We start from the raw sequence: 23,576 nt of genomic DNA on the forward strand, positions 1-23,576 counted from the left end.
ATAGTGCTTTTCTATGGGACAACTCTTCATGACTTCCACTTGAAATTGTCTCATAGAGCTTTTCTATGGGACATGACTTCTTGCATCCCACATGAAATTGTCCCATAGACCTTTTCTATGGGACATGACCTGTTGCATCCCACACGAAATTGTCCCATAGACCTTTTCTATGGGACATGACCTGTTGCATCCCACACGATATTGTCCCATAGACCTTTTCTATGGGACATGACTTCTTGACTTCCACATGATATTGTCCCATAGAGCTTTTCTATGGGACATGGCCTGTTGCATCCCACATGATATTGTCTCATAGAGCTTTTTCTATGGGACATGACTTCTTGACTTCCACATGAAATTGTCCCATAGACCTTTTCTATGGGACATGACTTGTTGCATCCCAAATGAAATTGTCTCATAGAGCTTTTCTATGGGACAACTCTTGATGCCTTCCACATAAAGTTGTCTCATAGACCTTTTCTATGGGACATTACTTCATAACTTCCACTTGAAATTGTCTCATAGACCTTTTCTATGGGACATTACTTTATGACTTCCACATAAAATTGTCTCATAGACCTTTTCTATGGGACATGACTTCATGACTTCCACATGAAATTGTCTCATAGAGCTTTTCTATAAGACAAGACCTGATATTTTCACTTGAGTTTGAACAATTAAATGGCAATCCTTCATATTAAATTACACTTTACCAATGGGACTTCGGATTTATCGGCGAATTTCGAGAGGATATCGGCGGATTCACCCAATTTATCGGCGAATTTTTGAAAATATCGGCGATTCCAGCCATTTTATCGGCGAATCCAAAATCTAATAGAGCAAACCTTCACATAAAAAACCTGCCCTAGGATACCGAATCATGACCAGGGCAGGATGTTTCTAAAAAACGGGCTTACCGCGGCGATTCATCCAATTCCAGCTATATACCCTTTCAGCCTTTCCTTTGTCTGCGGATCAGCAAAGCTTGCTTCGACACTGGTCAAATAAATTTGGTGATAGTCCTCCAAGCTTAAATGAAATTCGTTCGCCACGATGGTGCATTCCTTTTCCATCGTTGTGTCCGATACCGTTCGGTTGTCCGTATTGATGGTGACTTTGATGCCATCTTTGTGAAAATGGTAGATGGGGTGTTCATGAAAAGTGCTCACGGCCTTCGTTTGGACGTTGCTCGTCGGACACATTTCCAGCACCACTTGCTGGTCCTTCACGATTTGATACGCTTCGGGGCAGTCCTTGATAAAAACGCCGTGTCCTATTCGTTCCGCGCCTAAAAGCTGCACGGCCTCGAGGACATTTTTTCCAATACCGGTTTCGCCCGCATGAATAGTGACACGATAGCCGTATTTACGCGCTAGCTTAATCGGCTCCACGAAGGTGTGGCAAAAGCCTTCCTCTTCAGCCGCACACAAATCAATGGCTACGACACCCTTTCCGAGGAATTTCCTCCCCTGCTCCACAACCTCAAAAGCTCGTTCTGCCGACATCGTCCGCATACATGACAGGATGATGTTTCCTTTAATATCATAGCGGCTTTCGGCTTCCCGCATTCCGTCGATCACGCTCTGGACGATTTCATCAATCGTTAGTCCTTTATTCGTGTGAAGCAACGGCGCGAACCGAACCTCCATGTATTTCACCTTTTCCTGGGCTGCGTCTTCAAACAGCTCGAAGGTAATTCTTCTTAGACTTTCCTTTGACTGCATGACTAAATTGGGGATGGCGAATTTCTCCAAGTATTCATCAAGCGACTCGCAATTGATCGGCGCCGTGATTTCTTTCTGGATCTCACCCGCAATAAATGAAGGCAGGCTGATGCCCTCTTTCTGGGCGATGTCAATAATAGTCTCAGGTCTCAAACTGCCATCCAAATGGCAATGCAGTTCAATTTTCGGTAATTCAGCAAAATTCATAGTATCCTCTCCTCTTTTTTTTATAAAAAAAAATTCCTGATTACGAAGAAAATACACGACGTACATGTACCTTCTTCGTAATCAGGAATTATTGGTTCCTGGTAGAGACCTCCAAACCATATTATTGGAGTTATACGAATAATTTTGACTAGAATACTAGATGTTTATTTAGTTGTCAAGTGGCTGGAGCGGTTTTCCATCCTTAAATTTGGTTAAACAGTTTTGGCAGATACAATGTTTTCTTCTGCTCTCCTCCGGTACTAATTTAAAAATTTCATTCGGAAAAACTTCAGCGTCGCACCAGCAGTTCCCGTGTTCGACAGCGCCGGACATACACTTGTTTTTTTCCCCGCATATCGGGCAGTACTTATTTGCCACGGTCATTCCCCCCTCATTTCGTTTACGACTCATGTTACTTTATCTTTGATTCTACAAGATTAGGGATTTTTGTGGAAGGGCATATAATACCTAAGCCAAGCTTGGGGCACTTTAGTGCGCGCGGGCAGAGTGCAGCGAGAATTTTTTCCATAATACGCCTCCTTTCACAATCCAGTGCATAAGATAAAACAAAATCTTTCTTTACTGATTGTGATCCCGCTTAGATGGTTTAAACTTATAGAAAGGAGCGTGACTGAATGAAAAAGGTGATTTATTTTTTACTTGCGTTAATTGCCGCAGTTGGGTTATCAGCCTGCAGTCCACAAAAGGATGTAAAAGAGCCGGATGGGGGAAAGGTCGTAGAGCAGCCTAAGGGCGAGGAACCGGCTAAGGAAGAACCCGCGAAGGAAGAGCCACCTAAAGAAGAGCCGGTGAAAGAAGAACCAGCAGCAGAACCGGATGAGCCGGCTACGTATCAAAATGAGGCCTTCAAAGAGGTTGTTGTCACAGAGTCTGACGATCAAATCGTTGTCACTGGAAAGGCCCAGGTGTTTGAAGGTGTTTTTCAATACAAACTTTCCGAAGGTGACAAAGTGTTATTGGAAGACCACTATCAAACGGCCGGAGCGCCTGCATGGGGAGACTTCACCATTACGTTTGGCAAAAATTTAATCAGCAGCGATAGCGCCCTGTTTGAACTATTTGTTTATTCCGCTAAAGATGGATCGAAAATCAATGTATTGGAGATCCCGATTCAAAAATAAAAATAAATTACCTGAGCCAGGCTATGCGCCTGGCTTTTTGGCTTGGTTTAGATGAGTTGACGGGTAAAGTGGAAAAACTGACGGGTAAATAATCAAAACTGGCGGGTAAAATCCGTAAAATGACGGGTAAACAGGGAAACTGGTCTACTGGGAGGTTAAGATGACAGGTCCCTGTAATTTTACACTACCGATTTTTTAATAAGTCGGCAAGATCAATGTACACAGCTGGTTTTGGCTATTTTCGAAAGGGTTTTGGCTATTTTCTAACTACTTTTGGCTACTTTTTCAGAGGTTTTGGCTATTTAGACAATTTATTCCAACCGTAAATAAAATAAAAATAACCACGAGCCGCCCCAAATTGCATAAAGGATACACATGAACCGCCCTCTTGTTTCATTTTTTGGTTATAATATAGGAATATGGATTTTTCGGTAGAGGGGTCGGTGTTTGGGATGGAGTTTTTGCAGGAGCTGTCGGATGAGCTGCGGGATTTGTTGACTGCGAATTCGAGTGAGGATGCGCGGCTGGTGCAGAAGGGATTGATGTTGTACCGGCAGGGGCTGGTGACGCAGCTGCAGGTGGCCGAAACCGCAATTACTGCGGTGGTGCAGGATGTGATGCCGGCTAAAGTCATGCTCGATCCAGAGTTTTTTGGCTTAAGTGAGTGCTCATGCCCTTCGGATGGGCTTTGCCGCCACCAGATGGCCGTGTTTTTTGCGGCGTATGCTGGCACCTACAGTGTGTCCGATTGGTTGACCGAGTGGCGCGAGCCTGCACGCGAGACGAAGTCGGCAGCGGTTTGGGGGCTGCAGAAGGCAAAGGATTTGGTGAAGGCGAACGGGATACTGAAACCAGATTACCAGCGCTGGGTCGATTCATTTGAGACAAGCTTCGCTGCTTTGCTGGGTGCGAAAAAGCATATGAATCCATTTGTCGTGTCGGAGCTGTTCGGAATTTACCGACGGCGGCTGCAAGCGAGTTCGCCCGTCGAGCAGGAATGGAAGCTGTTGTATGAACTGGTGGCCGTGGTCGTGTCATTCCGGATGCTGGCTGAGCTGAGCGAGCGCATGGACCACGGAGTGGAGGCAGTGCGGCGGTCCTATGGGCATTTGTTTGAAGCGATGGTCGATGAGGCGGATGATTTAGTTGATCGGATTGGGATGCAGACGCTGCCGTTTGATTTTGATGAGTTTGTGGCGGGTTTGAAGGATGACGCGTTTGGCCTGCTTACGGTTGTGAAGGGTTTGGAACAGCCGCGGATCGCACTGTATCGTGTCCTCTGGAGCGGATTGTTTCGTAAGACATCATGGCGCGAGGCCGAGCTTGAGCGGGTTCGTGAACGAATGAAATCGGTTCAAGAGGACGAAAATCCGCTGCCGTTAGTGGTGGCTTCGATTCATTTGTGTGTGCTGCTTGGTGAGGATGAGCATGCCCTCGATTTGATTGATTTAGTCGATGATGAATTGATTGTGCCTTTTATCGTTTATTGGATCGAATTTTTGTCGATTATGAAAGCATGGAAACGTGCTGGGCGGTGGATTGATGTGTTTTTACAAAAATTGAAAGGATACCTGGATTCTGCCGGAATTGGCGGTGGGTTTCACGGGCGTACCGGGTTTATGCGAACTGTCCTAAGGGTGATTACGCCATATGTGACCGAGAATCGCCGGGCCGATGTGTATGAGCGGACGTTGTTGAATGGTTTACCATATAGCTATGCTGAGTATGAGTATATGCTATTTGACCGCGGGATGTACGACCGCTGGGGCGAGCTGCAGGCCTTTGTCGGCATGGAGTTTCAGGATCTGCCGAAGGACCGCGTGAAGATCGTGGAAAAAGAACAGCCTGAGGTGCTGCTCGGGATGTTGCATCAGGCAGTCCAGCGTGAAATTGACCAGAAAAATCGCAGCAGCTACCGGATGGCCGTCCGGCATTTGAAAAAATTGCGGACGCTGTATAAGAAGCTGAAGCGTGTCGATGACTGGGAGTATTTTTTGGAAGGATTGCTCGAGCGGACCAAGCGGCTGCGGGCTTTTCATGAAGAATGCACGCGCGGAAAGCTGATTGGGTAGTTGGGGATTCTGCAAAGGTAACTTTATTGAGTAGTTGGAGTTTCCGGAACGGTAGCTACTCCATGATATAGGATGAAGAACCTAGCTACGTAACCCCACACCCTAGTTTTCCTTCCGGTCGGGCTCGTAGACAGTACACACAGCGAAAAGATTGAAACCGGTATTTATTTTTTCAAGAACATTTAAAGACCAAATACATATTTTTAGAAAAACCCCTTTAAGGGCAAAGGAGAAGGCGTTGCGATGCTGAAGACGAGATTTTTGAAGTTGCTGACAACTACATTAGGCGATGGGCGGTTTTTGATTCAGGCCCAAGATGACAGCGGATTCGACCTCCCTCCTTCCGCCTGGAAAAACCTTGTGTTCTCAAACCACGAGGAGAGTTTTTTTGGGACGGTGCTGGAGGAGAGCGATGACGGTGTGGTGGTGAACGGTTGGCAGCTGGTGTCGCTGTTTGCCAAGGAATCGTTCAACCGCTTTATCGAGTGGGACTGGAATGAGGAATCCGAGATTTGTCTGGCGGCGGCCTTCTCTCTTTATGAGGGGATTATGGAAAAAGACTGGCTGCCCGACTTTTCCGTTTGGGGCCAGCCCGACGGTGATTTTCGCTGGAAGCTGCCAGAGCGGGTCAAAAATGAGTTTGACTCGTCGTTTTGGGAGCAGAACATCGAGAATGTGGACGCTGGCGCTTTGGAATACATTTCCGATTTGTATAACGGGGCACTCGATACCTATTTGACGCGGAATGCAAAAATGAAAGAGCTGTTCGGACCGAAGCTTGAGCTTTTGAAAAAACAAAATATCTCGGGCGGCGAGCTCGCAAGTTATTTTGATGAAGAGTCATGGCTCGAGTGGGTCGGGATTAAGGAGAACAACACGCCGTTTACAATTGGCCTGCGGCTGGATGAACCACTCGAAGGCGAAGGCGACTGGACGCTGGATGTTTTCTTACGAGGGAAAAAGAATACCGATGAAGTGTACGATGCAGAGGATGTGAAGCGGATTCCAGCGAAATGGCGGTCTTTTTTAGACAAGGTCGATCGTGAAATAGCGCGCTGGGTACGGTTGATTCCCTGGCTGGGCGAGGAAGGTGCCGGTGTTTTGAAATCGGGGCTTTCCGAGGAGGAAGCGTGGTTATTTTTAACAGAGGCGAGCGAAACACTGGTGGCACTTGATGTAGAAATCCTCCTACCTTCGTGGTGGCAGGCGATGAAGAATGCCAATTTACGAGTGAAGGCGTCTCTGAAAGGTGGGTCTAGCCACCGGCCTTCGTTTGTCGGGCTGCAGGCAATGCTTGACTTTAATTGGCGGTTCTCGATGAATGGCGTCGATTTGTCGGAGGAGGAGTTTGGACAGCTGGTCGAGGAGAAGCGGCGGCTTGTCTATATTCGCGGGCGCTGGGTGAAGCTTGACCCGCAGTTTATCCGGCAGATTCAGGATTTGATGAAACGTGCCGAAAAAGAGGGCTTGCATGTACGCGATTTGCTGGAGCAGGAGCTGGTCGAGGCCGATGCGGCTGAGGATGAGCTGGAGAATCCGAAGGCGTTTGCGAAGATTCAAATTGAGTTGAACCGACAGTGGAAGCAGATGGTAAAGCAGCTGTCAGAGGTAAACGAGATACCATTGGCTGAGGTGCCAGACAGTCTGCAAGGTGAATTAAGACCATACCAACAGCTAGGCATGAGCTGGTTATGGTTTTTAAGACAATACGGCTTTGGCGCCTGTCTCGCCGACGACATGGGACTCGGCAAAACCGTGCAATTAATCTCTTATTTGCTAAAGGTGAAAGAGGAAGATAGTGGCGGGGCCGCAACTGCTGTGGTGCCTGACACCAAAAAAACACACAATTCCACCCCACGCGGACAGTTGGGGGTTGGGGACTCGGGTGATGATTCGGGTGTTGGCGGAGATCCAAGTGCGGTGCCTGACACCAAGTCTCGAACCACGGCTGCCCGGAAGAAGAAGGATGCCGCGGCGCCTGGCGCTCATGAGAAGATCCCGGTGAAGGCGGCGTTGATTATCTGCCCTACCTCTGTTTTGGGGAACTGGCAGAAGGAGCTGGAGCGGTTTGCGCCGGAGATGGATGTGTATTTGCATTATGGGTCGAACCGGCTGAAGGAAGACGCCTTTCGCGAAAAGGCGCAGGCCGTTGATGTGGTGCTGACCTCCTACGGCTTGAGCCACCTAGATTCCGAGGATTTTGAAACAGTGCTCTGGAGTTCGATTGCCATCGACGAGGCGCAGAACATTAAAAATGCCCAGACGAAGCAGTCGCGGGCGGTCCGCAGGCTGCGCGGGCGTCATCATATCGCTTTAACGGGAACTCCGATGGAAAACCGCCTGTCTGAGCTATGGTCGATTTTTGATTTTAGCAATCACGGCTATCTTGGCAGCCTCGGGCAGTTCCAGAAAAAGTTCATTATCCCGATTGAAAAAGAAGAGAAAAAGGAAAAAATCCAGCAGCTGCAATCGCTGATCCGACCGTTCCTCTTAAGGCGGACGAAAAAGGACGAAGAAGTTGCTTTGAACCTGCCGGATAAGCTCGAGCAAAAGGAATACTGCCCGCTAACGGCAGAGCAGGCGTCACTTTATGAGCAGCTGATTCACGATACGTTTGCCCAGATTGAGCAGCTGTCGGGGTTTGAGCGCAAGGGTTTAATTTTACAAATGCTAAGCCGGTTGAAGCAGCTTTGTAACCACCCTGCCCTTTATTTGAAGGAAAAATCAGCGACACGAGAGCTTCTCGAGCGCTCGAATAAGCTGGAGAAGCTGGTCGAGCTGGTCGAGGCGGTGCTGGAGCAGGGCGAGAGCTGTCTTATTTTCACACAGTACCTCGAAATGGGCGAGATGATTCGCAGTGCATTGAAAAAGAAATTTGCTGTCGAGGTGCCTTTTTTGAATGGAAGTGTCGCCAAGGCGCAGCGGGATGCGATGATTGAGCGGTTTCAGAATGGGGAGTTTCCAGTATTCCTGCTGTCGCTGAAAGCGGGTGGAACCGGTTTGAACCTGACGGCCGCGAATCACGTGATTCATTACGACCGCTGGTGGAATCCGGCGGTTGAGAATCAGGCGACCGACCGTGCTTATCGGATTGGACAGTCACGCTTCGTGCATGTACACAAGCTGATTTGCACAGGCACGCTCGAAGAGAAAATCGACGCCATGCTGGAGAAAAAGCAGTTTCTCAATGACCAAATCATCCAGAGTGAGAACTGGATTACAGAGCTGTCTACGGAAGAGCTAAAGGATTTAGTGTTTTTAGGATAATGGTTAATGGGTGTCAGGCACCATGTGAAATTTTCACATGGTGCCTGACACCCTTTTTATATTTAGGCTTTTGGTTTGGACAATTATACAGTTCATATCCTTTAGCGGTTCATATACTATCATACATGAATTGAAAGAGGTGTTTTTATTGGGAATTCGACTATGTGAGGGTACTTTTAGTAACCCGGAACTGATAACAATTAATGATGCCGCTGCCGCTACCCCCTATCCATCCACTATTACAGTTTCTGGACTTGCTGGTACTATTTTGAAGGTGACTGCAACTGTTCACGGGCTAACGCATACCTACCTAGCTGACCTTCATTTATTGCTTGTTGGTCCTAATGGTCAAAATGTTGTCTTAATGGATGATGTAGGTAATGGCAATCCTGGGGTAGTAAACGCTACGTATACTTTTGACGATGATTCACCGAATGTAATGACAAATACCATCCCTACTCTTGACAACTATAAGCCTAGTAATAATGGACTTTTAGATAACCTCCCTGCTGGCGCTCCACAGCAGCCGCCGCCGTATGGCACAGCTTTAAGTGTTTTTAATGGAACTGACCCAAATGGAACATGGAGCTTGTATGTCTCAGACGACGCTGGCGCGGATGTAGGGACTATCAATAACGGGTGGTCTTTGCATATTATTACAGATTGTGGGTAGACACGGCATCATGTGAATTTTTTACATACCGCCTTCATTTATGGACAGTTCCCACCCAAAAAAACTGACCATTTCCCCACAAAAAATAGTTCCGGGTTTAATGCCCGGAACTATTTTTTAATTTAATACAATTACCTTCACTGTTCTTCTGCCCCATTGGTAGGCTGCATTCTTAGTTGGAAGCAGAATGTCAATTTTGTGTCCTTTGATGGCGCCGCCTGTATCACCGGCAATCGCCACACCGTAGCCTTCAACCCAGACTTTTTTCCCAAGCGGAATAACCCTAGGATCGACAGCAATCAGCTTCATATTCGGGTTCTTTTTAATATTGTAACCAAGCGCTGTAATACTGCCGGAGTCATAAGGAGTGTAGGCTGTTGCCGACACATACATCTCCTTGCCGCCTGCCGTTGCACTTGGTTTGGACTCGTTCGTTGATTTCACCGAAGTGGCCGCCGGCTGTTTAGTTACTGGACGTGGCTTGGCCGCATCTTGCCCCTGCTTGATTTTCGCTTGGATATCCTTTAATTGTGATTGGATGCCTGCTTTTTCCTGCTCGGCAAGCTTCACTTGCTTCGCGATTTGCTCGTATTTTTTTTGCATATTCGCTAAGACAGATTGTCTTTTTTGCATGTTTTTGTTGAGCTCCTGCTGCTGGGCAGCTAGGTTGCTTTGTTCTTGTTCTAATACTTGCTCCTGCGCATCAATTTCTTTTTTATCATTCTCGATTTGCTGCAGGTCCTCTTTTTGCGCGATTAAAATATTTTTGTCCGCATCTATTAATGTGGATGCGGCACTGGCACGTTGGATAAAATCGGCGATGCTGTCAGACTCGAAAAAGAGATTGATGATCATGTCGACGGAATCATTTTGCTGCAAGGCCACTGCCCGCTTTTTCATGATATCCCTGCGGCCGAGGATATTGTCCTCTAGAGCAACAATTTCTTCTTTTTTCTTTTCAATTAATTCTTGTACAGCGGCGATTTTCTTCTCTGTCGCTGCCATTTGTTCTTGGTTTTTCGTGATAAAACTATGTATAGATTGCAGTTCTTGCTGAATTTTTTCTATTTCCTGATTAACAGATTGCTGTTCCTGCTGCTTTTGTTCTACTAATCTTTGTTTTTGTTGCAGCTGTTGTTTCGCGTTTTGCAGCGCTTCATTGTCAGTTTGTGCATAGGCGGCAGTCATCGTCCCCGACATACACAACAAAACTGTAAGTAACGCGAGAATTATACGCTTCATTGAATTTTGCATACACTTCTCCCTCCTTATTAGTCTATTTATAACAGAACAATATGCCAGTTATGTTACAAAAAGATTAAAAGACTATCACAATTAGACATAAAGGTGTAAAAAAATGGTGTTTTTTATGGTGTCAGGCAACATAAAAAGACACGATTCCACCGTACGCGGACAGTTAGGGGAAACGATCAATTTGGTGCCTGACACCAAAGAAATACACGATTCCACCTCGAATGGACGTTTTTGATTTTCTCTATCCCTGATATGAGAAAAGGTTCCTGCCCTTGATTTAGGGTGGAACCTTTTTAGTGATTGTTTATTTTTTGGTTTCGTTTTCTTCTAGTTTTTTTGCTTCTGCTAGTACTCTGATTTTTTCTTTTTTTATCGGGATTGTTATCCACTTTGGCATTTGGACTAGATAACTGACCCTAGTTCCTTCCTTTAGAAGCAAGCTATTGAAAACATCGAAAACTTCCTCTTCCGATAAATCTTCTCTATCCTTTTCAAACTGGATTTTCTGGTTGTTGTATGTGAAATAGATGTTATGATCTCCGAGGTTGAATTTAAAATTTGCTGAAGGTAGTGGAATACTTTGATAGCGGTTCTCCTCCGCTTTCTCTGTTTGTGATGTCTGATGTGTGAGCAGGATTGCATCGTAAAACTCTGGTTTTCTTGTGATCTTCCATTCATGTTCTCTTATTTTTTCGCCGATAAAAACCAATGAGCCCTGCATAAAACTCCCCCAAAAATGACAAAATGTTACACCACCTTAAATAATTCGATTCCATTCCCCATATTCCTTCATATTTCCTCGGCAATTTTTCTACATGTGCATAATTTTTAGATCCAACATCATGCATCATGCGCATATTAAAATGCCATGGCCAACATCGAAGAAGCCGCTGAACACGTGTTCAGCGGCTTCTTTTAAAAAAACAGGGGGGTTTTAATACAAGTGTACCCAGCTGGACAATTTTTAAACATATTTTAAATATTTTTCCAAAAACCCATCCCCAGATTGCAGTGCTTCCTGATCAAAAAAAAATCCCGGCAAAATGCAGCCGGAACGGTTAAGTATGAGGAAACCTTCGGGGACGGAGTTGATTTTCTTTTATGATAGTAATCTGGTTTAATGGGGGACTGGGCCACTTATGAATGATTCGGGACCTTTTCGCGTTGTTTCCGCGGATGCGACGAATAAATTCTGATGGAGTTGCGTCCCCTGAGTTCAATTTGCTGCTCCCTGATCATCCATTCCAGCTGGCTGACACGCTTTTGGAGGCTGTCACAATTTTTGTTGGCCTTTCCAACCATTTTGATTAGGCTCTCCAGCAGCTGCTCCAGGTTCTCGGCATCCTTCTCATTAAAACGCAAGCTCCCTCTCCTCCTTCTTCGGCTCGGCGGCATCGGCATGCCATTCTGTCACCATAACACGCGACTGCTGTTCTGCGGCGATACGCTGATCATTAGCTGAGGATTCAGTTGCATTCCTATACTGGTCTGCACCATGCCCTTGCACCGCAGTATTTGGCAAATGCCCGCCTTGCATACCCGCTGCTGCTCCAACAGGCGATCGATCTGAATGTGCAACAAATGAATCCGCGGTTCCGGCAGGTCGATCCGCATGTGCAATAAATGAGTCTCCAGCAGATCGGTCCCCATGTGCAACAAATGAATCTACGGCTCCAGCGGGTCGGTCTGTACTACCGGCAATCGGTTCGGCTGCACGTGTGTATTGTACAGCCGAACTGGCTGCGGCGGTTGATTCTGAAGCTGCGGCCCGGGGTCTAGTTAAACTTAGAAAACGCACGGATTCGGCAACTACTTCTGTGACATAAATCCTTTTCCCTTCCCTATTGTCGTAATGGCGGGTTTGCAGCCTCCCCGTGATGCCGATCAGCGCTCCCTTTCGACAATAATGACATGTGTTTTCAGCAGCCTTCCGCCACAGGGTGCAATGGACAAAATCAGCATCAACTTCACCATTGTGGTTGCGGTAATTGCGGTTTACGGCTAAAGTGATTTGTGTCACCGCTGTTCCTTCCGGGGTTGCTTTTAATTCCGGATCCTTCGTTAATCTGCCAACAAGCGTCACTTGATTTATCAAGATTTCAACTCCTTTTCCGTTTGATGCTTTCATCATAGTCTTGATGGCAGACAGTTGTAAAACTGAGATAAGGGCTTTTTCTAGGGGCAAACATGCTCGAAAAAGGGCTTATCAAGGGGGTTTTTGAAAAATTTTGTTGAAATTTGTCTGTAAAGATTGATTTTTTCCATATACTGCAAAGATTTTTCGACATTTGCTTTCACGCAACATATGTTATAATTAGGAAAAACAGACTGGAGGGTGTCGATGAAAACTTTTAAATTGTTCTCGTTGGATGTTTTGGAGGATGACAAGTCAATTGAAGTGCCATTGGTCGACGGGCTGGTGCTAAATAAAGAGGACGACAACTATACCTGGCTGCTTGAGGCTTATACCGACCTAAATCTTTATGATTATTTCGATAAAATTTTTACCGAAAAACGCGAAATTATTGTCGAAGTCAAGATTACGAAAAAAGAAAATGCCCCTGCTTATTTTCAAACAAAAATTTGCTCTCTGCTCAAATTCGAAGATCACATCAGCATCCTATTAGAGGGTCATCTTCGCCGCAACAAAAGCGACTACTCCGAGCTGCTGCTCGACAACCTGCTCCAAAAAGGCCTTGAGGGCCAAGCACTGCTCGACGAATTCAAAGATAAAATGAAAAGTAAACCAAGGCTCAAAGTGAAAAACTAACATATGAAACATGGGGGCGGTTCTTACATGAATTGCCCCCATGCTTTTTTTTGTAAAAAAATTGGGCACAATACGCTAGACTGACATTTTTTTAAAAGGATGGATGGTTTCGATGGAATACACTAGTCTCATTATTAGTATTATCATTGCGATTTATTTAGCAATTGATGCCCCGAAGCATAATAAACGCGCCTGGCTTTGGGCGATATTAGGTTTTATTTTCGGCCCGCTGGCACTGGGAATTTATTTAATTAAAACAGGAAGGAAGATCCTCGGCTGGATCATCACCATCGTGGTCGGGATAGGTTATATCATTTTCCTATTCCTCATCGTACTTGGGGCACTGTTTATTGGCGGAATGCAGTAAGAAACAGGGACGGTTCTTCCATGAACCGTCCCGATGTTTTCTTATTATTCGTCTTTGTTATCCCTATCGTTTCTGTCAATGTCATCCTCGATGATGTCTTCTTGCTTGGTGTTGTTGTCTTTTACTGGGTCTTTGTCGGTGTCTGTGTTTTTATCCTCTGATTCCGGATAATAGTCATCACCGTTAATAACGTCGTTCTGGTCGTTTGGTGTCAGATCGTTGTTATTATTGTTCGGTACCATGTCATTGTTGTTGTTGTCCGTCGGGTTATTTACAGCCGGCGGCGGCGGATTTTGGTCATCATTATCATTATTACAGCCCACTAACAAGATACCAGAAAGTACAGAACCAGCAAGCATTAATAACAGTTTCCTTTTCATGAAAAAGCCCCTTTCAAGTGTTTTTTACAATTTTAGCTTCCCCATGGATGGAAAAAATGTTACTGGAACTTTTTTGAAATTTGATGGAACGCGAAATCAATTGGGGGGCCGGCTGGATTTCGCAGGTCGTTTTTATGATTCGCCGATATATGGCATGAAATCGCCGATAACCAGGGGCAATTCGCCGAAAAGTTACTCAAATTCGCTGATAAGATGCTATGAATCGCCGATAAGCTGTTTTCGGACAATAGTAAAGTGTAATTTTATACTTTAAGATACCATTTCCCTAACATGTTCTTCCCATGTTGGCCTTCATACCGCCGATGAAGGACATTTCCACCAAGTTTTATTCCAATTTTGGCCTTCATATCCCCGATCAAGACCATTCCACTAACATATTTTCCTATTTTGGCCTTCATAACGCCGATGAAGACCATTTCCTCTTAGTTTTATACCTATCTTGTCCTTCATCCCGACCCAACCACAAAAAAGCCGAAAATGGTAATCAAATTACCATTTCCGGCTTTCCACAAACCTATCCAAACAAACTTATACCTTATTCGTCCGCTGCAACATCCTTCTTTTTCCGCCGCACAACGGCCAAAGCTCCAGCTCCTGCCAAGGCGAATAGTCCAAAGATGGAACCAGCGACAAGCGGTTTGTTCTCGGAGAACTTTACGAGTGCTGATTTTTCCGCAATTTCGAATGGAATTTCCGTATTGCTCTCGTTCCCGGCTTCATCTACTGCCAAGACCTGAATTCGATACGGCTGGATTTCCGTTAACCTCGTCGATAGCACGGCATATCCGTTTTCATCTTTCGTTGTAACAAAATTCACCAGCTGCCCGTTTACCAAAATCGACTTGATTTTGTCCTGCGGATTATCTAGGCGAATCGAAACACTAACCGGGTCATAGTACGTTTCGTTGCTCTTCACGCCCTCATAGACCACTTTTGGTGCTGACTTATCCAGAATAAATTCGACGCTCAGCTTTTTAATATTGCCGGCTTTGTCCTTCACCTCGAAGAACAAGACGTGCTTGCCCTCAGAGGTAATCGGGTCGCCCAAGCGATATTCCTCGCCGTCGAGTGTCTGCGAAATGATATCGTAAGCGTTCAAATCCTTGATCAGCAGCTCTGGAATCAGATCTTCTTTAAAATACTTACTCGAAATCGCCTCTTTAAATTTGATCACCGGAGCTGTTTTATCAATGGTAAACACGATTGTCCGCGAGCTGACATTTTTCGCCAAGTCTGTCACAACCGCTTTTAAAATATAATCCTGCTCAGCATCAAGCTTGATTCCGTTCTCAAATGGCCTTCCGTTTAGCGTTACCGAAGTTTTGCTTGCATCTAAATGTTTATCAAAATACTTTACCATAGGTGAAATGTTATTTTTGAAAAATCCATCCACTACACCGGAAATGGTTAAGTTTGGCTTTGTCGTATCAAGCGTAAAGCTCACTGCCAGCGTTGTTTCGTTGCCTGCCTTATCCTTCGCCAGCACCTTAAAGTTGTACTTCATTTCCTTCGATGCAGTCGGTGCTGTCCGGCCGATATTTTTTCCATTTAATTCAACCGATACAATGCTGTCTTCCTTCTGGTCTAACGCAAATACCGGTGTGAAAATTTCATTGATAAACTCGCCGTCCTTAATCACACGGGTTGAACCGTTAAATTTCGGCGTAATCACCGGCTTTGTTTTATCAATCGTAAAGCTCATTTCCCTTGAAAAACTATTACCCGCTTTGTCAGTTGCATTCACGACAATATGGTACTTTCCTTCTTTGCTAAAGTTGTGACGCAATGATGCGGTGTCGCCGCTCACGGAATAACCACCTGCCGCATAACGCGCCCCGTCTCGGGTCACGGTGATTTTATTCACATCCAGATTCACATCGCGAATCGTCACGGAAACCGGCTTGTCCACATTGTAATAAGCATCATTGTCAACACCCGTGATTTCAATCGCAGGCTTCGTTTTATCAATCGTAAACGTGCGGTTTACCGCAACCGGACCATTGCCGGCCTTATCTTCAGTAGTCACCGCAATCGTGTACAAACCGTCTTTTGAAAAATTGTAGCTCAGCTTTGACAGCTGTTTTTGATCTGTGACAAATGTCCCCATGTTAAACGGAGCGCCGTCTTTCGTCACCGTCAGCCCCACTTTATTGGTTGCGAAGTTTTTCTCCAAAATGGACACTGTGACATTTTTCGCCGTTGGATTGAAGGAATTGTGTTCTGCACCCTCGACCTTCACGACCGGCTTGGTGGAGTCGATAATAAACGCCACCGGTTCAAGAGCCGTCTTCCGGCCCGCTTTGTCAGTCGAATCAAGCTTCACAACATATTCGCCTTCTTCTTTAAAAAGAAACTGGAGTCCAGCCTTTGTTTTTGACGAAAGCTTCAAATCACCAACGTTATAAGATTGTCCGTTTCGGGTTACCCTAAGATTCGTTCCACCTAAATCAATGTTCGTATCTTTAACCGTGATGACTGCCTGCTTGCTCTTGTAATTTTGGTTATCCTCGACACCGTCAATCGCCAGCGCCGGGTCGGTATGGTCAACCGTGAACGTCACGGTTTGTTCGTCGGCCATGTTGCCCGCCTTGTCAGTGGCGCCAACTGTGATTGTGTACTGGAATTCGTCTTTAAACTCGTAATTCAGCTTCGACGTTTCACCGATATTTTTCCAATTACCGATGTTTATTTTTCGCGTTTCGTTCGTCACGGTATTCGTTTCCGTAACCACTATATTTACATTATTGTTAGCAAAATTATGCTCGTCCACCACAATGGACATGTCTTTGTTCTTGCTGTGGTAGGCGTTGTTTTTCAAAATGGCGCCTGACACGGCATCGGTGATTTTAATCACCGGCTTCATGGTGTCAACCGTGAACGATAATGTTTGGACCGCTGCTTTGTTTCTAGCTTTATCCTCAGCACCGACTTTGATCACATAGTCGCCGTCTTCGGTGAATGGCAGCGTTAATTCCGAGTGCGCGCCATTGTTTTCGAATACCGGCTGCGGCTCTTGCGCCTGGCCGTCCTTCGAAACAGTAACTGAAACTTTGTTGGTTTCGTAATAGGTTTCGTCAACGGTGATTGTCACTTGGCCGTTTTGGATATGATGTCCGTCGGCTCTAGGGTTTTCCGGTCTTGGAGTCGTTTGATCTTCATCGAATTTTACGTCCACTTTCGGTGCTGTCCGGTCCATCGTAAACCCGATTTCTCCTGAGCTCTTCTTGCCAAAGACATCCTCCGCCGTCACCTTGATCTGGTAAACGCCCTCGTCCTGCAGCTCAAGCGTCAATTCCCCTTTTAGCAGCCACTTTGAAATGTCCTTAACCGACCAGTTCGCCGGAAGGTCAACCTTCTCGCCATTCCTTGTTACTTCAAGAGTGGTTTTGTCTTTTCTAAATGTCAGGTCGTCAACCGAAATGGTGACATCCACTTTCTCACTATTGTAATGCTGGCCATTATCTACACCTGAAAAATGGATCTCAGGCGCGCCCTTGTCAATCGTGAATGTTTTTGTAATCTCTTTCTCGTTGCCTGCTTTATCGCTCGACTTCACGTTGATTTCATAAACGCCGTCGTCTTTGAACAGCTGCTGTGCTTTCGCCGTTTGGCCCTCTCGGACAAGCGGTTCTGCTTTTATTTCTTCGCCGTTCTTTTTCACGGTTAGTTGATATTGATCCAAATGCAGGTCGCTGACAGAAATCGCAACGTTTTGCTCCGCGCTGTATTCCTTCCCGTCCTCAACCGGTGAAATCTCAATGGCCGGTGCGGTCGCATCAACCGTAAACTTACGAGATACTACTTCCGTATACCCTACCTTATCCGTTGACTTCAGCTTCAGTTCATAGCTTCCTTCTTCACTAAAGGTATGCTGCGCTAACGCTTTACCGTCCGGATAAGCCGTAAACGGAATTGCCTTCTCATAGACTGCGCCATTTTTCGACACGGTCAATACGGTATCGCTGATATTAAGCGTCAGGTCTTCTACCGTAAAGCTGACGTCCTTTTCCGTATTGTAAAATTGGCCGTCTTCAATGTTATCGGAAATTCCGAGCACCGGCTTCGATTTGTCAATCGTCAGTGCCACTTTTTTATCAGCAGTATTACCGGCTTTGTCCGTCGCCGTCAGTTCAAGGATATAATTTCCTTCTAGCGTTAGATTCATTTTTTCAAAGGCCTTTTTGCCTGTGAAGGTGGCCGTTTGGCCGTTACGAGTGACTTTTAACACCGTTGTACTTTCGTCGGCATTTGTGTCGGTTACGCCAATCATGAAGTTTTGAGAATCTGTGTAAATCTTGCCGTTCCCAACGCCTATAATTGCAAGCGCTGGTTCGCTCGTATCAATCGTGAAATCATTCACACCTAAATTGATGCCGTCAAAATTTTTCCGGTCTTTTACCGTAACGCTGACTTTGTAAGCACCCTCGTCACTTAGCTTCAGCGTGGCTGTTTTTCCTTTTAACGTAAAATTCTTCGTCTCGGCTGGCAATGTTTTTCCGTCTAAGGTCCGCTCAATCACAGCGGTTGCCCCTAAAATCAGAAAGTCATTTTCCACCAACAGTTCAACAGACCCATTATAATACCCATTTTTACCAGTATCAGCAATCGTCACCCTAGGGCCTTGATTGGCAATCCCGAAATTGACATTTTGCTCCTCACTTACGTTGCCAGCTGCATCGGCCGCTTTAATTTTCACTTCATAATAGCCGGTGTTGACGAATGTTACTACCGCCTCATTCCCATCCCACTCAACGTCTGGCTGGTAGGCAACTCCGTCTTTTACAACTGAAATGGTATCTTGTTTAGGCTCAAAATGCTGATCAGTAACTTGAACCGACATCGTTACTGGTTTATTTGTATACTCTTTCCCTTTAAGGGTCGTCGTAACATCAACTACCGGCTTCGTCGTGTCACGCACGATGGTAAATGTACGTGTTTGGGCTGGAATCTTCCAGTCATTGTTTTTTAGAAACTTGACGGATACCTTGATATCTCCGTCAGGTTCTCCGGCATCCACCGGAATGGTGACATTGTATACTCCTTTGAAATCCGCCGCTTTTTGGGGTGTGATTTTTTTCCCGTTGGCTTGAAGTTCGAACGGCGTCGTTAATTCAGCTGGCGGCTGTTCGGTAGTGCCTTCTGCCGGCTGCTCCGTTGTGCTGTCTGCAGGTGCTTCAGTTGTGTCACCGGCTGGTTCTTTCGCTGGCTCCTCCGCCTGCTGTTCAGCATTAATTTTTTCAAAGTCCTCGCTTAAATCCACCTTAAAGCTGATCGTGTTTTTGTTCGTGATCCAGTTCGGCTTTTCGCTTGATTCGAGATTCCAGCGGTCTCCGCCATAAACGATATAGCGTTTCGCGCTGTCCAGCGAAAAAGCGTCAGTGCCAAAAACAAGCGCGGAAATCAGCAGCACAGCCGCCCCCAGCGCCCAAATCGGCGTAATTCTCCTCTTTGTCATTTCTCCTATCTCCCTTTACATAATGGTCGTCGAATGCACAACCATCACATCTATTTCTTTTTTGAAAAAATAATCCTCTTGCTCGGCCGCGAGTAGGGTCGTTTCATCTAGCGGCGTCAGCAATGTGGTTTCGTCCACATCCGTCAGCAGCGTCGTTTCATCCAGCTGGTCGAGCAGCGCAGTCTCGCAGGTCTCGGCGGTCTCCTCTATAGCCACCGCACCTTGCCCCATTTTCGCGGTGCCCCGATGACCCGTTATTTCGGCGGCGCTCATCAGCTCGGTTTCCGCTGCCACCGCGGCTTCCGGCATTTGTTTTTTCAGCATAATTTCGTTTGTAATTGCCTTGTCCCCCGGCTGCTCGCGGGCAATCCGGCGCTTCGTTTTGCGCAGATTCCAGCCGGTGAGATCCTCGATGACCCCGGCGATCCCCATCTTGACGTAGAGGACAATCGAGATCACAAGTGCAATCGCAGCGCCCGCCATTCCGCCGTAAAACATAATTTGGTAGGCCAATGTTTATCCTCCTTTCTGATTTTGATTAGCTCTCCGTTTTCGATTCGCGGATAACAGGGCTAGATTCGCGGATATTGCCCTATAATTCGCGGATAACTATGCCAATTTCGCGGATAACGCATTTGTTTTTTTAAAAATAAAACTTATATTAGCGATTCCGAGCCTTTTATTAGCGAATCTAAAAAAACAAATTTCCCGGTCTGAACTTATCGGCGATTTCCAGCCCGATATCGGCGATTCTCCATCACTTATCGGCGAATCCAGACGATATATCGGCGATTCTCCATCACTTATCGGCGAATCACACATGGCCCTTATTTCGGAGCACCGCCAATTCAAACCAAAACCCGCTACTTAATCTTCAAATTCTCAAATCGCCGCGCCAGTTTTTTAAACGCCTCGTCGTCTTTGGCACCGGCAATCGCGCTCGCTTCGGCGTAGACCTGCTTCGCCTCTTTATAATTGCGCTTGCCTTCAGCCTTAGCCTGTTCGATATCGAGCAGCAGATTGCCTAATTTGATATACGCGTCCATACTCTTCGGATAGCTTTTGATCGTCTGGCGGAGGTGCTCCTTGGCGCGGACCGGGTCGCCCATGTCCTGATAAATCGCCCCGATTTTCACCAGCACTTCCTCTTTGTTGCTGACGTCCAAATCGACCACATTCTGATAATGCTCAATCGCCTGCTCGTAATCGTCGCGGGCCGCCAGTTGATCCTGCGAATTCACGCCGCGGCTGTAATATGCCTGCGCCAGCTTCTGCTCGAAATCGACCTCGTACTTCAACTCGAGTTGCTCATCCTCCATCAGCTGCAGCACCTTATAGGCCTTTCCGACAATCTCAATCGCCTTCGTATTCGCATCCGGAATCTGGCCTTTATAGGAGATATAAATATTCGCAAGTGACTTATAGTTATCAACTTTCTTACGGTCATTCGTCAGGCCGTCATTATATTTTTCAAACTGCAAAAGCTTTTTCGAAAAATCGCCGTAATCAATATTCATGGAAATCATTGTGGTTGCCAAAGACTGATAATACTTCGCGTCCGGAATTTTTTCCTTATCCACACGGCTGAAATGCTTCAACGCCTCGCCGTAGTTCCGCTTCACATCAAAATAAGTCATTCCCATCTTAAAGCGGAGCTCGCTGTTTTTATCGATGTCACCATATTTATCGTTGATATAGGTTTCAATTTTCGTCAGGCCGTCATCGGTTTCATTGCGGCTAATATAAAGATCAATCAGACTGATATACGCTTCCGGCCGCGTCTTATCAACATTCGTGATTGCTTTTTCGAGAATTCCAACCGCCTTGTCATCATTTCCGTTCATCAGCGCAATGCTTGAGCTGTTGACAAGCTTCATGTAATTCTGAAACTGCGTGTTTTTAATCCCCTTATAACCGGCCACCGCCGTCGTTGAAAAAATTAAACACAGCCCGACCGGAATCAAGAACAGCGATAACTTTTTCCGCAGCTTATTTTTATAGCCCTGCGTCAATTTGTTTATGTTCTCCAAATCGTACAGCAGCTCGCTGCAGCTTTGGTACCGCGCTGCCGGCTCCGACTGAGTGCACTTGATGATGATGTGCTCGAGCCCCTCCGGCAGCGACGCGTTCCAGTGGCGAATCGGCTTCAGCTCAAACGGCGGCTCGTTCAGACTTTTTCCCGTCACGAGGTGGTACAGCGTCACGCCGAGGCTGTAAATATCTGTCCGTGCGTCAGTCTGCTTCCCGGAATGCTGCTCCGGCGCGGCATACGATTTCGTTCCAAGATTCGTCGTATCAGTCGAGCTGTCCGCCTTAAACTCACGCGCAATCCCGAAGTCAACGAGCTTAATTTTTCCCTCCGGCGTCAGCATGATATTGTCCGGCTTCATGTCGCGGTAAATGATCGGATGCGGATTTCGCGTATGCAAATAGTGCAAAACCTCCGCCAGCTGCTTCGCCCAATTAATGACGTCAGAGGCCGGCATGACCTTCTCGCGCTTCAGCTTCTCCTTCAGCGACTCGCCCTCGATGTAGTCCATGACCACATAAATGTCGCCCTCCGCCTCAATAATGTCGTAAATCTTCGGCAGCGACCCGTGGTCTAATTTTTTCAGCAGGTTGGCTTCGGCAATCAAACTGTTAATCAAAAGCTGGTTATTACTATGCTCACGTTTACGAATATCCTTAACGACTAAAGACTTATTCAAGCGGTTATCCATCGCCAGGTACACGACGCTCATCCCGCCGCGCCCGATTTCCTTCAGAATCTCATACCGCTCATCAATGATTGATCCAATCTGAATCATGGCACCTTCACCGCCACTACCGAAATATTGTCAACCTCACCGCGCGCCTTCACTAGGTCCACCAGCTCGACGATTTTCGCTTTTAGCTGAAGGTCTTTTTTTGAAAAATGAACCTTGAGCTCGTCGTCGGAAATTTCGTGGCAAAACCCATCCGAACACAACACGAAGATCGAGTGTGGCAGGCTCTCGCCCGTGTAGAATTCCACTTCAATCTCGTTCGTCGCCCCGACACATTGCAGCAGCACATTCCGACGCGGGTCAATTTTCGCCTGCTCCACCGTTATATTGCCACGCGCCACTTCACGCGCCACCAGTGTTTGGTCCGTAGTCAGCTGGGTGACGGCCGTTTCCGGCCTATCCAGGGTAAGGACAGCTGGTTGTTGTTGATGCGAAATGGCCTCCAGTTGTGACGGCTGTAATTTGGTCGCCGGTTGTTGCTGCGACGGGGTCTCTTCGTGCTGCTGTGGCTGCCTCGCTTCCTGTAAAAGCTGCGTCTCTTCTTCGAGTGAATTTGGTTCCGCTCCAGAATGCTGCGCAATGCAATAGACCCGGCTATCGCCAACGTGGGCAATTGTATATGTATGATTTATAATGATCAGCGCCGTCAGTGTTGTCCCCAGCTTGACATTTTGACGCTCCCCGTACTGGAGTATTTTTTCATTAAGCTGTTTGATAGTGACCTCTAACGCTGTTTGGATTTCCTCCGTCAGCCTATTGGTGCTGCCTGAGCTGGGTTGGTTACCCGCAAGCATAGAACCGGAAGTGACCTCTTTCTGGCCTGCTTGCTCTATATAGGTCCGCAGCAGTGACGGCAGGTCGTTGTCGAACCACTGTGACAACCCTCTGATCACCGTCGCGCTTGCAAGCTCGCCGTGGGACAGTCCCCCCATCCCGTCGCAAACGACAAACACCCCCACCTGCCCAAGTGGTGTCGCCGCCGTTTTGATCAATAATCCATCCTGATTCGTCTTCTTTTTGATGCCAACATCTGTGTGGTACGCCGTTAAAAATGCCATTTTGATATACCTCGTTCTTGATTTGCTGTGTTGATTGTGTGCGTATGCCTAAATTGAATTGCTCTATGAGCATGTAAACGTCTTTTTTATATTCGTTGAAACGCTCTATGTGCACTTTAGCCAGATTTTGACCTTCTCTCGTGTTTATTGAAACTCTCCACGTGCACTTTTAGCGGGCTTTGTTCCTATCATGTGTTCATTGAACCTCCCCATGGACACCTTAAGCGGATTTTTCCGGCCTCTTGTGTTCATTGAACCTCCCCATGAACACTTTTAGCGGATTCTCTCACCTTCTCGTGTTCATTGAACCTCCCCATGAACACTTTTGGCGGACTTTTTCACCTTCTCGTGTTCATTGAACTCCTCTATAAACACTTTAAGTGGATTTTTCCGGCTTCTCGTGTTCATTGAATCTCCCCAT

General features: G+C 46.5%; 16 protein-coding genes, 1 pseudogene and 1 riboswitch. Of the genes and pseudogenes, 6 read left to right on the top strand and 11 right to left on the bottom strand.

Annotated features, from left to right (window positions below; translation table 11 throughout):
* Positions 1-926 precede the first annotated feature (926 nt).
* Both add and IE222_RS11375 read right to left on the bottom strand, forming a co-directional pair.
* On the bottom strand, positions 927-1,931 hold the full coding sequence (add, locus tag IE222_RS11370; protein WP_191272826.1) for an adenosine deaminase: 1,005 nt from the start codon (positions 1,929-1,931) through the stop codon (positions 927-929).
* A 58-nt stretch (positions 1,932-1,989) separates the two neighbouring features.
* A riboswitch (purine riboswitch) is annotated at positions 1,990-2,089 on the bottom strand.
* A 10-nt stretch (positions 2,090-2,099) separates the two neighbouring features.
* Positions 2,100-2,309: a cysteine-rich CWC family protein gene (locus IE222_RS11375; protein WP_191272828.1), complete on the bottom strand. Its 210-nt coding sequence runs from the start codon at positions 2,307-2,309 to the stop codon at positions 2,100-2,102.
* Between the two features lie 257 nt (positions 2,310-2,566).
* Between IE222_RS11375 and IE222_RS11380 the strand changes: the two genes are divergently transcribed.
* The 4 genes from IE222_RS11380 (at position 2,567) to IE222_RS11395 (ending at position 9,085) form a co-directional block, all read left to right on the top strand.
* Positions 2,567-3,073, top strand: a complete 507-nt coding sequence (locus IE222_RS11380; protein ID WP_191272830.1) for a Gmad2 immunoglobulin-like domain-containing protein — start codon at positions 2,567-2,569, stop codon at positions 3,071-3,073.
* A gap of 452 nt (positions 3,074-3,525) precedes the next feature.
* Positions 3,526-5,145, top strand: a complete 1,620-nt coding sequence (locus IE222_RS11385) for an SWIM zinc finger family protein (RefSeq protein ID WP_191273003.1) — start codon at positions 3,526-3,528, stop codon at positions 5,143-5,145.
* A 243-nt stretch (positions 5,146-5,388) separates the two neighbouring features.
* A complete protein-coding gene (locus tag IE222_RS11390; RefSeq protein ID WP_191272832.1) occupies positions 5,389-8,412 on the top strand; it encodes a DEAD/DEAH box helicase in 3,024 nt (1,007 codons plus the stop codon).
* Positions 8,413-8,560: 148 nt separating this feature from the next.
* Positions 8,561-9,085, top strand: a complete 525-nt coding sequence (locus IE222_RS11395; RefSeq protein ID WP_191272834.1) for a proprotein convertase P-domain-containing protein — start codon at positions 8,561-8,563, stop codon at positions 9,083-9,085.
* Between the two features lie 117 nt (positions 9,086-9,202).
* Here IE222_RS11395 and IE222_RS11400 read toward each other — a convergent pair whose 3' ends face one another.
* The 4 genes and pseudogenes from IE222_RS11400 to ssb all read right to left on the bottom strand — a co-directional run.
* On the bottom strand, positions 9,203-10,339 hold the full coding sequence (locus IE222_RS11400) for a 3D domain-containing protein (RefSeq protein WP_191272836.1): 1,137 nt from the start codon (positions 10,337-10,339) through the stop codon (positions 9,203-9,205).
* A 304-nt stretch (positions 10,340-10,643) separates the two neighbouring features.
* Positions 10,644-11,060 carry a hypothetical protein gene (locus IE222_RS11405; protein WP_223282658.1) on the bottom strand — a complete coding sequence of 139 codons (417 nt, stop codon included), beginning with the start codon at positions 11,058-11,060 and terminating at the stop codon, positions 10,644-10,646.
* 416 nt (positions 11,061-11,476) lie between these two features.
* A complete protein-coding gene (locus tag IE222_RS11410) occupies positions 11,477-11,701 on the bottom strand; it encodes a hypothetical protein (protein ID WP_191272840.1) in 225 nt (74 codons plus the stop codon).
* 361 nt (positions 11,702-12,062) lie between these two features.
* Positions 12,063-12,434, bottom strand: a pseudogene (gene ssb / locus IE222_RS26910) (single-stranded DNA-binding protein); the annotation flags it as partial.
* A gap of 246 nt (positions 12,435-12,680) precedes the next feature.
* Here ssb and IE222_RS11420 point away from each other — a divergent pair.
* Together IE222_RS11420 and IE222_RS11425 are read left to right on the top strand one after the other, a co-directional pair.
* Positions 12,681-13,109 carry a YwpF family protein gene (locus IE222_RS11420; RefSeq protein ID WP_191272842.1) on the top strand — a complete coding sequence of 143 codons (429 nt, stop codon included), beginning with the start codon at positions 12,681-12,683 and terminating at the stop codon, positions 13,107-13,109.
* 112 nt (positions 13,110-13,221) lie between these two features.
* Positions 13,222-13,476: a hypothetical protein gene (locus IE222_RS11425; RefSeq protein WP_191272844.1), complete on the top strand. Its 255-nt coding sequence runs from the start codon at positions 13,222-13,224 to the stop codon at positions 13,474-13,476.
* Positions 13,477-13,520: 44 nt separating this feature from the next.
* Here the strand turns inward: IE222_RS11425 and IE222_RS11430 are convergent, their stop codons facing one another.
* From IE222_RS11430 to IE222_RS11450, 5 genes are all read right to left on the bottom strand, one after another.
* The gene (locus tag IE222_RS11430; RefSeq protein WP_191272846.1) at positions 13,521-13,856 is read right to left on the bottom strand and encodes a hypothetical protein; all 336 of its coding nucleotides are present in this window, start codon (positions 13,854-13,856) and stop codon (positions 13,521-13,523) included.
* A gap of 556 nt (positions 13,857-14,412) precedes the next feature.
* Complete coding sequence (locus IE222_RS11435; RefSeq protein WP_191272848.1) at positions 14,413-19,332, bottom strand: Ig-like domain-containing protein; 4,920 nt, start codon at positions 19,330-19,332, stop codon at positions 14,413-14,415.
* A gap of 15 nt (positions 19,333-19,347) precedes the next feature.
* Positions 19,348-19,845, bottom strand: a complete 498-nt coding sequence (locus IE222_RS11440; protein WP_191272850.1) for a hypothetical protein — start codon at positions 19,843-19,845, stop codon at positions 19,348-19,350.
* A gap of 350 nt (positions 19,846-20,195) precedes the next feature.
* Positions 20,196-22,139 carry a protein kinase domain-containing protein gene (locus tag IE222_RS11445; RefSeq protein WP_191272852.1) on the bottom strand — a complete coding sequence of 648 codons (1,944 nt, stop codon included), beginning with the start codon at positions 22,137-22,139 and terminating at the stop codon, positions 20,196-20,198.
* Positions 22,136-23,155 carry a PP2C family protein-serine/threonine phosphatase gene (locus IE222_RS11450; protein WP_191272854.1) on the bottom strand — a complete coding sequence of 340 codons (1,020 nt, stop codon included), beginning with the start codon at positions 23,153-23,155 and terminating at the stop codon, positions 22,136-22,138. Before IE222_RS11450 ends, IE222_RS11445 begins: the two co-directional genes overlap by 4 nt.
* Positions 23,156-23,576: the final 421 nt, after the last annotated feature.

This window comes from Neobacillus kokaensis, from assembly GCF_014656545.1.
In the GTDB taxonomy this organism is placed as follows: Bacteria; Bacillota; Bacilli; order Bacillales; family Cytobacillaceae; genus Neobacillus; species Neobacillus kokaensis.